Annotated in this window: 9 protein-coding genes; 8 read left to right on the top strand and 1 reads right to left on the bottom strand. The window is 60.1% G+C overall.

What is annotated here, in order from left to right; translation table 11 throughout:
• Positions 1-471: 471 nt before the first annotated feature.
• The 7 genes from RLCC275e_RS26670 to RLCC275e_RS26700 all read left to right on the top strand — a co-directional run bounded on the left by RLCC275e_RS26670 (position 472) and on the right by RLCC275e_RS26700 (position 10,188).
• Positions 472-1,779 carry an ABC transporter substrate-binding protein gene (locus RLCC275e_RS26670; RefSeq protein WP_033184524.1) on the top strand — a complete coding sequence of 436 codons (1,308 nt, stop codon included), beginning with the start codon at positions 472-474 and terminating at the stop codon, positions 1,777-1,779.
• Positions 1,779-2,738: a carbohydrate ABC transporter permease gene (locus RLCC275e_RS26675; RefSeq protein ID WP_033184523.1), complete on the top strand. Its 960-nt coding sequence runs from the start codon at positions 1,779-1,781 to the stop codon at positions 2,736-2,738. The genes RLCC275e_RS26670 and RLCC275e_RS26675 overlap by 1 nt, the downstream gene beginning before the upstream one ends.
• Positions 2,735-3,556 (top strand): carbohydrate ABC transporter permease, encoded by an 822-nt coding sequence (locus tag RLCC275e_RS26680; protein WP_033184522.1) that lies wholly within the window; start codon positions 2,735-2,737, stop codon positions 3,554-3,556. The genes RLCC275e_RS26675 and RLCC275e_RS26680 overlap by 4 nt, the downstream gene beginning before the upstream one ends.
• Positions 3,557-3,560: 4 nt before the next feature.
• Positions 3,561-5,612: an alpha-amylase family protein gene (locus tag RLCC275e_RS26685; RefSeq protein WP_033184521.1), complete on the top strand. Its 2,052-nt coding sequence runs from the start codon at positions 3,561-3,563 to the stop codon at positions 5,610-5,612.
• Between the two features lie 140 nt (positions 5,613-5,752).
• Positions 5,753-6,787 carry a LacI family DNA-binding transcriptional regulator gene (locus RLCC275e_RS26690; RefSeq protein WP_033184520.1) on the top strand — a complete coding sequence of 345 codons (1,035 nt, stop codon included), beginning with the start codon at positions 5,753-5,755 and terminating at the stop codon, positions 6,785-6,787.
• A 36-nt stretch (positions 6,788-6,823) separates the two neighbouring features.
• Positions 6,824-7,921, top strand: a complete 1,098-nt coding sequence (locus tag RLCC275e_RS26695; protein WP_033184519.1) for an ABC transporter ATP-binding protein — start codon at positions 6,824-6,826, stop codon at positions 7,919-7,921.
• Positions 7,922-7,923: 2 nt separating this feature from the next.
• Entirely contained in the window at positions 7,924-10,188 is a 2,265-nt protein-coding gene (locus RLCC275e_RS26700; RefSeq protein ID WP_033184518.1) for a glycoside hydrolase family 95 protein, read from the top strand.
• A 154-nt stretch (positions 10,189-10,342) separates the two neighbouring features.
• Here RLCC275e_RS26700 and RLCC275e_RS26705 read toward each other — a convergent pair whose 3' ends face one another.
• A complete protein-coding gene (locus tag RLCC275e_RS26705) occupies positions 10,343-11,194 on the bottom strand; it encodes a sugar phosphate isomerase/epimerase family protein (RefSeq protein ID WP_033184517.1) in 852 nt (283 codons plus the stop codon).
• Between the two features lie 345 nt (positions 11,195-11,539).
• Here RLCC275e_RS26705 and RLCC275e_RS26710 point away from each other — a divergent pair, with 345 nt between their 5' ends.
• Positions 11,540-12,427 carry a sugar phosphate isomerase/epimerase family protein gene (locus tag RLCC275e_RS26710; RefSeq protein WP_033184516.1) on the top strand — a complete coding sequence of 296 codons (888 nt, stop codon included), beginning with the start codon at positions 11,540-11,542 and terminating at the stop codon, positions 12,425-12,427.
• Positions 12,428-12,448 lie beyond the last annotated feature (21 nt).

Consider the following 12,448-nt stretch of genomic DNA (forward strand, 5'->3'; position numbering starts at 1 on the left):
GAGGGCCGTAGGTTCGATACCTCGCGGCAACAGTCACTCGCCGTTTGCGAAAGATGGCAGGTTGAAAACCAAGTGGGTTTTTGGCTCTGTAAGGCCGCCGCTCGCCGCGGCGCAATCGAATCTTTGGCGTTTGCCTAATGAGCGCCTGACGCTAATCGGCATGGGTCGCATCGCGGGCAGCGCGACTTGGCGTCCGCTGCCAGCGAAGTGCCGACCGCAGGGCTACGATGTTGGCACCACTTCTTGACGATTTATGAGTTCCCCAGGACCGGTGCGGCAACGGGGCGCATTCCCACGCGGATATGGGATTCCTGTCAGGGATGATATCGCGGCGAAGTCCTCATGGGGGCGGAGGTGCCGACCCCCATGTCGACGCAAGGCAGAAAGCACTTGCCTCATACAAATTAGATGATAACGTTTCAATTAAATTGCATGCCGGAGGGCAGCAGTCATCGTTTGGGAGGACGTGAGATGACCAGCAGCAGCAGATTTATGCCTCAAATCCATCGCCGCACTCTGCTCGCCGGGGCAGGAAGTGCCGCATTGGCGGCGTTGGCCGGCCGCGCCCGGGCGCAGGATGCCGTGAGTGGCGAGCTTGTCGTTCTCAACTGGATCGGTGGTTCCGAGGCTGAGATGATGAAGACGATTCAGGCGGGGTTTCTGAAGAAATATCCCAACGTGAGGATCCGCGAGGTCAACATCACCGGGCAGGGCGATATGCGTGGCGGCATCCGTACCGCGCTGCTGGGAGGTGAAGTGGTCGACGTTCTGATCAACACCTGGCCCGCCTTCCGCAAGGAACTGTCGGATGCCGGCATGCTGCGGCCGATCGACGATCAGTGGAAGAGCTTCGGCTGGGACAAGCTCATCAGTAAGTCGTGGAAGGATCTGGGTTCGATCGATGGTGCGGCCTACGGGCTGACCTACACATTCGGCGACCGTTCCGGCATCTGGTACAAGAAGGAGCATCTGGCCAAGGCGGGGATCACGGCGCCGCCGAAGACGTGGGATGAGTTCCTGTCGACGTTTAGCAAGCTGACCAAGGCAGGTTACTCGGCGCCGGTTGCAATTCCCGGCAAATACTGGGCGCATGCCGAATGGTTTGAAAACCTGCTTCTGAGAACCGCAGGCGTCGAGACGGCTGCGAAGCTCGCGGCTCACGAAATTCCGTGGACGGATCCGGCGGTGAAGACGGCGCTCAGCAAATATGCCGAGATGCTGTCGGCAGGCTGCTGCGGCGCGACTAACACAATGCTCGCCAATGACTGGGACGGCGAGGCAGATCAGATTTTCCAGGCCAATGCGAAGAACTATCTTCTGATCGGCATGTGGATGAACAACCGCGCCAAGAATGACTACAAGCTCGTCGAGGGTACCGATTACGACCTCTTCCAATTCCCTTCGCTTGGCATGGGCCACGACGACACATCGAGCGTCGATGCCAAAGAGTTCCTGGTGACGAGCAACGGCGCCAATCCGAAGGCGGCCGACGCTTTCCTCGACTACTGGACAAGTGCGGAGGCTGCCAATCTGCTTGTCAAGAACGGCTATGCATCGCCGAGCAGCCAGGTCGACAGCGCTCTTTATGGAGCGGCGCAGAAGACGGCAACGGCCGCGGTCGCCAGTTCGAAGTTGCAATTCGTGCTGGGCGACCTGTTACCTGGCGATCTCGTCGACGAATATCGCGTTCAGTTGCAGAAATTCCTGCAGGATCCGTCTGAGGCCAATATCGACACGGTTCTTGGCGCCATCGAAACCAAGGCCCAGGGTTCCTACTAATGGCTGGTACTTCCGCCTCCTCGGTGCGGGAAGCGGCGGGCGTGATGCAGGGTTCTGCGCTGGCGGCTGGCATCGAAGGCCGCCGGCGTCTGCTCAGGGACACGCCCGCTGCGCTTATCCTGATTGCACCGGTCATCCTGCTGTTTGCGATCGCCGTGGTCTATCCGCTGGCCGAGACGATCAGGCTGAGCTTCTGGGATATCCAGGGGCTCAGAAAGCCGGCCTTTATCGGCTTCGGCAATTATGCGCGGCTGTTTTCGGACGCTGCCTTTCGCAACACGCTGCTGACGACGCTGATCTTTACCATCGGCACGACGGTGATTTCGGTGGCAATCGGCTGGGCTTTGGCAATGCTGTGCGCATTCGCGCCGCAACAGACGCTGCCGTTCCGGGTGATGATCTTTGCCGCCTTCGGCATTTCGGAAGCCGTTTCCGGTTACATGTGGATTGGCATTTATAGACCGGATGCCGGCGGTCTGCTCAATTCGCTGATCCAGCTTGTCGGGTTTTCCGGCTTTGCGCATGCATGGCTCGGTGACGCCAGTACTGCGCTCTGGGCGCTGGTCATTGCTGCGTCCTGGAGCGGCGTCGGCCTGCCGCTGATGCTGATCTTCGCCGCCATCCAGGTAATCCCGAAATCCGTGCTCGAAGCAGCCTATATGGATGGCGCCAAGCCGTTCTCGACGATGCGCCACATCATGATGCCGCTGTCGATGCCGGGCGTGCGTGTCGCGGTCTTCATCAATCTTCTGGGTGCGCTGCGTGCCTTCGACATCATCTATATCCTCACCGGCGGCGGGCCAGTGCGCGCCACTGAAACCGTCGGCTATTTCATGTACCGGGAATCAATGACCCAGTTCAAATTGGGCTACGGTGCGGCCGCAACCGTTATCTTGCTGCTTGCCGTGCTTATTGTCTCGATTCCCGCGATCGTCCAGCGAACGGCCGGTGCAAAATGATCGGCAAGGCTCCCCGCTGGATTATCGTCGTCGTCGGCATCGTCGCCTTCATCTGGATCGTCCCGATCATCGGTATTGTCGTTACATCGCTGCGTCCACCGGAAGGCGTTTCGCTTGGCTGGTGGCGCTTCGATCATTTTGACTTGACGTTGAGTGCCTGGCGCCGCGTCTGGGACAAATATCCCCTTGCAGAGTCCATGTGGGCGACGATGAAGACGGCGGCCATTGCAACCGCTTTGACGATGCTGCTGACGCCGGCTGCGGCATATGCTTTCCACTTCCTGACGTTCCCCCTGCGCCGCGTGCTGCTGATCATCATCATCAATGCCTTCGTGCTGCCGCAGCAGGTCGTCATCATCCCGCTTTTCACGCTTTGGCGCGATCTCGGGCTGATCGACAACATTCTTTCCGTGCTCATTCCCTATGTCGGGATGTCCTTCGCCTGGTCGATCTTCCTCGTCAAAAACTTCTTCGAAGATTTTCCGCGTGAACTCATCGAAGCCGCCAAGATCGATGGCTGCGGACCGCTTGCGACCTTCCGCCACGTGGTGCTGCCGAACAGCCTGTCACCAATCTTCGCCGTTGGCATCCTGCAGTTCCTCTGGACATGGAATGCCTTGCTGCTGCCGATGCTTTTCCTGCGCAACAACGTACCTCTTCCCGTGTTGCTCGCCCGTATTTCCGGCAGTTACGAAATCAACTGGGATCTGAGATCGGTGGCGGCCATCATCACCACTATCGTTCCCCTGCTCGTTTTCCTTGTCTTCCAACGTCAGTTCGCCGCCGGATCGCAGACACGCGCCGGCGCAAAGGAATAGGACCATGCCCAAGATCACCAATAAGCCGCTGCGTTATCGCCAGATCCATCTCGATTTCCATACCTCCGAACATATCCCCGGGATTGGCGCAGATTTCGATCCGGACGCCTTCGTCTCGACGCTGAAGGAGGCGCACGTCGATTCCATCACCATCTTCGCCAAGTGCCATCATGGCTGGTCCTACTATCCAACCAAGGTCGGCAAGCCGCATCCGCAGCTTGCCCGCCCGGATCTGCTCGGGGACATGGTGAAAGCGCTTGCCGCCGCCGATATCGACAGCCCGATCTATATTTCCGTGCAGTGGGACGAACTGACCGCGCGAGAGCACCCGGAATGGCGCGCCATGAGCGCCTCGAACCGCTACCATCATGACCGTCCTGCCGATCCATCGGCAGGCAAGCAGCTCAGCCCCGCCTGGCATACACTTTGCCTCAACCATGCGGGCCTGAGGCACTATATTCTCGATCAGGCACGGGAAGTCGCTGAAAGCTATCCGACACAGGGGCTGTTCTTCGACATCATTCTGACGCCTGATTGCGTCTGCCCGGCCTGCATCGAGCGCATGCAGTGCAATGGCCTCGACCCGGAAAATCCGGCAGACCGCCTGAAAAACGACGAAGCCGTCAACGAGCAGTTTCGCCGCGAGACCAGCGAGGCGCTGTTCGAAGAATTCCCCAATCTCAGGGTGTTCTACAATTGCGGTCATATCCACAAGCACGGGCCGGAGCGTTTCGCGACCTATTCTCACCTCGAACTCGAAAGTCTGCCGACCGGCGGCTGGGGCTACGATCACTTCCCATCCAGCGCCCGTTATGCGGCAACCCTCGGCATGGATTTTGTTGCCCATACCGGCAAGTTCCACACCTCCTGGGGCGAGTTCGGCGGTTTCAAGCATCCGGATGCGCTGGAATATGAATGCGCCCAGATGATTGCGCTCGGTTCTAAATGCCTGGTCGGCGATCAGCTTCATCCGAACGGGGCGATCAACCCCGATACCTATGCTTCGATTGCTCCGGCCTATTATCGCGTCGAGAAGCTCGAACCCTTCCTCGAGGGCGCAAGGCAGGTCTCCGAAATCGCCATCCTCTCGGCCGAACACATGAACCCTTCAGGTGCACGCAACCATCCGAGCGATGATGGCGCTGCGCAGGTGCTGCAGGAGCTGAAACGTCCGTTCGACGTTCTCGATCTATCCGGCCGCTTCGAGCAATATCGGTTGCTGATCCTCCCTGACGAGATCCCCGTTGACGCGGCGCTCGCCGCGCGTCTGAAGTCTTACCTCGCCGGCGGCGGCAGGATCATCGCCTCCTGGCATTCGGGCCTCGACGAAGACGGCAAATTTGCAATCGACTTCGGTATTGAAAGGGGGCCTGCCCCCGTCGCTTTCAGGCCGAGCTATGTGAAGGCGGGCAAGGATCTCGATTCCTCCATGCCGGAGACGGCCTTTGTTTTTTATGAGGAGGCCGAAACGGTTCGCTCTGTCGGTGCAACGATATTGGCAGGGATTTTCCCCTCCTACTTCAACCGCTCCTACAAGCATTTCTGCTCGCACCAGCACGCGCCCGACGATCCGGATGCCGACATGCTCGGCGCGGCCGTGACCGTGAACAAGGGTGCTGCCTATATCGCCTATCCCATCTTCCGGCTCTACCGCGCGATGGGTCAACCTCTCTACAAATATGTCGTTCGCGGGCTCCTCGACCGTCTCGTTCCCAATCCGGCCATGGTCACCGACCTGCCCTCTTCCGGCCGGGCAACGCTGACGCGCCAAATCGAGCACGACCGCCATATCCTGCACCTGCTTTATGGCCCACCGCAAATCCGGGGCAAGGACGTGCGCGGTGATGACGGCTCGACCCGTATCATGGAGATGATCGAGGACATTCCGGCGATCGGCCCCGTCAAGGCCACCGTCCGGCTTCCCGCAAAGCCGAAGCGTGTCTTTGACGCGATGACGGGCGAGGATGTGGCTTGGAATGCCGGCGACGACGGAGCCATCAGCATCACGCTACCGCGCCTGCGTATCCACTGCGCCGTCGTCTTCGAAGGCGGCTGATGCAGGTGCAAGTGATGGGACCGTTGGACGTTGCTCTTGCTGCCGGCGCTACTGGTGGGCAGCGGGGCGCTGGGCTATACGACGGAAAAGTGCCTGATCAGGCACCATTCCCCCTAAATGCGTGCAGGAGCCCACTCGACATGCGACAGACGGACCAAACGGCCGGAAGGAGGCGGGGAGCCACGATTATCGATGTTGCCAGAGTGGCAAACGTCGCAGTCGGCACCGTGTCCCGATATATCAACGGCCAGACCATTCGGCGGTCAAATCGTGAGCAGATCGAGCGAGCGATCCAGGATCTCGGCTATCGGCGCAATGCCGCTGCCGCCTCCATCCGCACCGACCTCACTCATATGATCGGCTTCCTGGTGCCGACTTTCGACGAATTCCACGCGCGCATGCTGGAGCACCTTGCCCATTCGGTGCGCCAGACCGGACGTGCACTTTTGACCTACTGCCACGGCGGAGACCCTCGCGTGGTTGCCGAGGCGCTGGATTTCTTCGCGGCGCAGCGCGTCGATGCGCTGGTCATGGATGGTACCGCGGAGGTCTATGATCGCGTCGACGACCTGATCAAGCACGATATCCCGATCATCTTCTACAACAATGACGTCCGCGGTCTGGCCGCCGACCGGGTGATGGTCGAGAACCAGCGCGCAAGCCATCGCATCGTCAGCCACCTGATCGACCTCGGCCATAGCCGCATCGGCATCCTGACCGGCGACCCGCGCAACTCTTCGGGTATAGAGCGGCTTGCTGGTTACGAGCAGGCGCTGAGCGACAGAGGTATAACAATCGATCCGGCCCTTGCTGCGCGTGGCAACTGGCGCATGGACGGAGGTTACGAGGCCACCAAGCGGCTGATGTCACTCCAAACCCCGCCGACTGCAATCTTTTCCGCCAATTACGGCATGGCAGTCGGGGCGCTCAGCTGGCTCAAGGAAAACGGCCGGCATGTGCCCGAGGATATTTCGCTTGCAAGCTTCGACGACGTGGCCATCTTCCGCCTCTATGAAGCCGGCATCACCGCCGTTGCCCAGCCGGTGGCAAGCATTGCCGAAACGATCACAGACATCCTCGTGGAACGCCTGACAGAACCGTCAGGCGACGCGACGCGCAACGTCATTCTCGAATGCGACATCATCCTGCGAGGCTCGACGCGACGGATCAACTGACGCGTCTGTCCGCCAAGGGATTAAAGGGAGGAAGCTTTGGCCAGCGTAGAATTGCAGCAGATAAACAAGTCCTACGGAAGCTTCCAGGCGATCGCCAACCTCAATCTGAGCATCGAGGATGGCTCCTTCACGGTCTTCGTCGGTCCCTCCGGCTGCGGGAAATCCACCTTGCTGCGGATGATCGCGGGTCTCGAAAAGATCACCGCAGGAGAACTGCAGATCGACGGCCGGCGCATGAACGACGCTGACCCGATCGAGCGCGGTGTTGCCATGGTCTTCCAGAACTACGCCCTCTATCCGCACATGACCGTCGAGCAAAATATCGGCTTCTCGCTGCGTATGGCTGGCATGGGCAAGGTCGAGATCGAGCGCAGTGTCGCTGCCGCCGTAACGACGCTGCAGATCGAGCCGCTGATGAAGCGCAAGCCCGCGCAACTTTCCGGCGGCCAGCGCCAGCGTGTCGCCATTGGCCGCGCGATCGTGCGCAACCCGGCCGTCTTCCTGTTCGATGAGCCGTTGTCGAACCTCGACGCAGAGCTCAGGGTCTCCATGCGCGTGGAGATTGCCAAGCTGCACCGTCGCATCGGCGCAACGATGATCTATGTCACCCACGATCAGACGGAAGCGATGACGCTTGCCGACAAGATTGTCGTGATGCGAGCGGGTAAAATCGAGCAGATAGGCACTCCGGACACGCTCTATGCGGATCCGGACAATCTCTTCGTTGCCGGTTTCATAGGCTCGCCGCGGATGAATTTCCTGGATGGGACGCTCGGAGCTGATGGCCTAGTCAGGCTCGAATGCGGCGCGGTCTTCAGACCAGGCCCTGTACATGCGGCGGGCGACATTACGGTCAAACTCGGTATTCGGCCGGAACATTTCGTCGGACGCGACGACGCCGGTGGTGCGATCGATCTTAAGGTCGATGTGGTTGAGAACCTCGGCGGAACACGCTTCATCTACGGCACGGCGAATTCGGGACAACCGGTGATCGTGGAGGATCGCTCCGACACGGCCCGTCGCCCCGGAGACACCGTCACAGCCGGTTTTCCTGCAAGCAGAGCGCTGCTCTTCGGCGCAGACGGCCAGCGCATTCGCCAAGCCCGGCGTGCAAACGGCATTCCGGCGGAGTGACCATGGCAGACGATCTTCTCTGGTACGATGCTCCGGCCCGGCTGTGGACGGATGCTCTGCCGCTCGGCAATGGTCGGCTCGGGGCCATGGTTTTCGGCGACCCGCTTTGCGAGCGGCTGCAGATCAACGAATCCACTTTCTGGGCCGGCGGCCCTTATCAGCCGGTCAATCCGGATGCTTTCAGACATCTGGCATCGGTGCGGCAGCTGGTCTTCGACGGCGGTTATGCGGAAGCGGAGGCGATGGCCGAAAAACACCTGATGGCGGAGCCGATCAAGCAGATGTCCTACCAGCCGGTCGGCGATCTCCACATTGAATTTGCTCACGCCGAAGGCGTCTCTCACTATCGACGCGCGCTCGATCTCGAAACCGCAACGGCGACCGTCTCCTATGTTGCGGACGGAGTCGCCTTTTTGCGCGAATCCTTCATATCACCGGTCGACGGCGTGCTGGTTCTGCGACTATCGGCCGACCGGAAGGCTGCGATCAATTGCCGGATATGGCTGAACAGCCCGCAGCACGGGGAGGCGAGTGGCAGCGAGGGTTCACTGATTTTTTCCGGGACAGGAAAACCGGAGTCCGGCATTACCGCTGCTCTGCACTTCGCCTTCGGCATTAGGCTTATCAACAGCGGAGGAGTGGTCGGCGGGTCGGCCGAAGCCCTGTCGGTCGAAGCAGCCGACGAAGTGCTGCTCCTCCTCGATGCCGCAACAAGCTTCAAGCGGTACGACGACGTGTCCGGGAATCCCCGTGCTGACATCGCCGCGAGGCTTGGGCAGGCCCATCACCGTGGTTTCGCGCCGATGCGTCGCGATCATGTCAAAGAACATCAAAGATTATTCCGCGCCTTCGCCATCGATCTCGGCTCGACCGCGGCGGCATCCCTGCCGACCGATCGCCGCATCGCTGACTTCGCCGGCGGCAAGGATCCCGCATTGGCTGCGCTTTATGTGCAGTTCGGCCGCTATCTGATGATTGCTTCGTCGCGTCCCGGTACCCAGCCGGCCAATCTCCAGGGCATCTGGAACGCAGAAACCGATCCGCCCTGGGGCAGCAAATATACCGCCAACATCAATCTCCAAATGAACTACTGGCTGCCGGCGCCCGCCAATCTGCCCGAGTGTATTCAGCCGCTTGTCGCAATGGTGGAGGAGCTTGCCGAGACGGGCAGCGTGGTCGCCCACAGGCATTATCGCGCCCGCGGTTGGGTGATGCACCATAACACCGACCTTTGGCGAGCCGCGGGACCGATCGACGGCGCCAAATGGGGCCTCTGGCCCACAGGCGGCGCCTGGCTGATGGCACACCTGCTTGATCTGTGCGACTACCTCGATGACCCGGAGGCGATGCGGCGTAGGCTATTTCCTGTTGCGAAAGGGGCCGCGCAATTCCTCTTCGATGTCCTCGTCCCGCTTCCAGGTACGGACTATCTGGTGACGAACCCTTCTCTGTCTCCCGAAAACGTACATCCGCACGACGCTTCGATCTGCGCCGGTCCGGCAATGGACCGCCAGCTCATCCGGGACTTTCTGGGCCTGCTTCGTCCCCTTGCAGCCTCCATGGCCGGCGAAGACGATCTCGTCGCGGACGTCGATCGTGTGCTGCTTCGCATTCCGCCCGACAGGATCGGCTCTGCCGGCCAGTTGCAAGAATGGCTGGAAGATTGGGATATGCAGGCGCCCGAAATCCATCACCGCCATGTCTCGCATCTCTACGGTCTCTATCCGAGCTGGCAGATCAATATGGAGGATACGCCGGAGCTCGCCGCCGCCGCCCGCCGCTCCCTCGAAATCCGCGGCGACGATGCGACGGGATGGGGGATCGGCTGGCGCATTAATCTGTGGGCACGGCTTCGAAACGGCAATCATGCTTTTGATGTGCTGAAGCTTCTTCTCACCCCCGAGCGGACCTATAACAACATGTTCGACGCCCATCCTCCGTTCCAGATCGATGGGAATTTCGGTGGCGCGGCCGGCATACTGGAAATGCTGGTTCAGTCTTCTCCGAGGGAAATTCATCTCCTGCCGGCGTTGCCCTACGCGTGGCAGGCAGGGTCTTTGCGCGGTCTGCGTGTTCGCGGTGGTCTGCTGCTGGATATTGACTGGCGCAACGGCATGCCGACGATGGTCACGCTGTCGGCAGTTCGCGCTGCAGTCGCGAAGCTCCGTTTCGGTCAAAGAACATGGGACGTCGATCTGCGAGCCGGTGAACGTCTTGTGCTCGACGCCATCGATGGGTTTTCCAAGGGAACGACGGGCAGCAGATAGCCTCCAGAAGCAGTCTATGACGATAGCAATGCCTGCGAGCCCTCCACATCGGCTGTTCCGGGAAGCGCTGCCGGCGTAGCTCTGAGGTCGCGCTCGTCGAAACGCCCGCAAGAAACTGCTTGACCGGTTCGAAATTCAAACGGATCGGTTGGGTTCATGCCGCCGCGTGCCATCCATCGCGGATATGACGGTGGCCTTCGCGATAGACCGCTTCCGGTGTCTCGGAAAAGTCGCGCCAGACCTTTGTCGCGGCGGCGAGCTCCTTGAGCGCCCGGCCGAAGGCTTCGATTGTCAGCCATCCGTCGTAGCCGCTCGCCCGTAGTGCCCTGAATGTCTCCGCCCAGGGAATGTTGCCGCGACCGGGTACGCCGCGGTCGTTCTCCGAAATGTGGACATGCACGATGCGGTCACTGTTTCGCGTGAACGCGCCGATGGGATCTGTCTCTTCGATATTGCTGTGGAACGTGTCGTACATGGCGCGGATATGCGGATGTCCGACCGCGTCGATATGGGCCGCAAGATCGTCCATCGTGTTGAACAGGTAGCATTCGAAGCGGTTTAGCGCCTCAAGCCCGATCGTGATGCCATGCTTTGCTGCATGATCGCCGATCGCGCGTTGCGAGGAAACCGAGCGCTTGAGTTCCGCCGCGCTCGGCCCGCTTCCCGAAAATTTGCCGAGCGTCGAATGTAACGGCCCGCTCAGCATCGTCGCGCCGAGCGCATCGCTGCAGTCGATGGCCCATTTCATGTAGTCGATGCCGCGCCTGCGGGTCGCGGCGTCGGCGGCGATCAGGTTCATCTGCGGATCGCCCATGGCGGAAACGGCGGTCCGTTCCAGGCCGATCCGGTCAAGCATGTCTGCCAGCCGGTGGTAGTCGTCGGGTGTGCCGGAAAAGATCGGGATCTCGACACCGTCAAACCCCGTGTCCTTGATATCGCGTAACAGTGCCTCGTGTTTCCGGCCGACACTTGTCGTCCAGAGGAACATGCACATGCCGATCTTCATCTCCCCTCCACTTGGCCTGCGGCCACTCCAAGATGGTTTCAACGCCCTATCACTTTTTCAGATCTGGTCATACCAAACCTTGGAATCTGGTCAAGCCAGTTTATTACACGCTTGGGGTGCCGGATTCGCGCCTAAGCGAGAAAATCAGTATTAAATATCGACGGCCTAAAGAAATATCGACCTTTTGGCCCCGTCTTGCAGAGGGTTAAGAATTGAGCTAGAGCTTTAAAATAACAAGAATTGGCCGAACCAGATTGCCGAAGGTGGCGAGAGTGGCCAACCATAACATGACCTTTTGCCGCCCGATTGGCGGTGGACCGTGCTGCAACTGTCTGGGAGGACCTCATGCATCTTTCGACACATAACTGGATGCGGGCCGAACCGCTCGCCGTCACGCTGAAGCGCATCAAGAAATATGGCTACGAAAGCATCGAGATATCTGGCGAGCCGGCGCAGTACGACGTCAAGGAGACGCGCGCGCTGCTGAAAGAGCACGGCATCCGCTGCTGGGGTGCTGTTACGCTGACGCTCGGCGAACGCAATCTTGCCGCCAGGGATGAAGGCCAGCGCGCCAGGTCAGTGGACTATGTCAAGAGCGTCATCACCATGGTCAGCGAACTCGATGGCGAGATCGTCACCCTCGTGCCGGCCACCGTCGGCAAGGTGGTGCCGGATGGCACCGAGGAGGAAGAGTGGACATGGGTGGTGGACGCTACCAAGGAGTGTTTTGCCCATGCCCTGAAGAGGGGCGTGCGCATTGCCGTCGAGCCGCTCAACCGTTTCGAGACTTATTTCTTCAACCGTGCCGCCCAAGCGCTGGCGCTCGCCGATGCCGTCAGCCCCGAATGCGGGGTTTGCCTTGATGCCTTCCACCTGAACATCGAGGAGGAAGACATGTATGAAGCGATCCGGCTCGCTGGAAAGCGACTGTTCGATTTCCACGTCGCCGATAACAATCGTTTTGCCGCCGGCCTCGGCCAGCTCGACTGGCCGAAGATCATCGGCACGCTGAAGGAGATCGGGTACGACGGCGCCGTCACCAACGAATTCGTCGCTCCGGTCGACCGCACGCCGGCCTCAAAATATCCGGACATGGTCGAGCGCAACCCCGTCGATATTCCCCCGGAGCAACTGAAATTTATCCAGGACCACGGCTCAAGCCTTCTCACTGAGAAGTTCTACGACGATCAGATGCGGATCACTGCCGAGACGATCCTGCCGCTGATCAGGTAACGAACGGAAAGACATATGCCC

It is taken from the genome of Rhizobium brockwellii (genome assembly GCF_000769405.2).
Taxonomy (GTDB): Bacteria; Pseudomonadota; Alphaproteobacteria; order Rhizobiales; family Rhizobiaceae; genus Rhizobium; species Rhizobium brockwellii.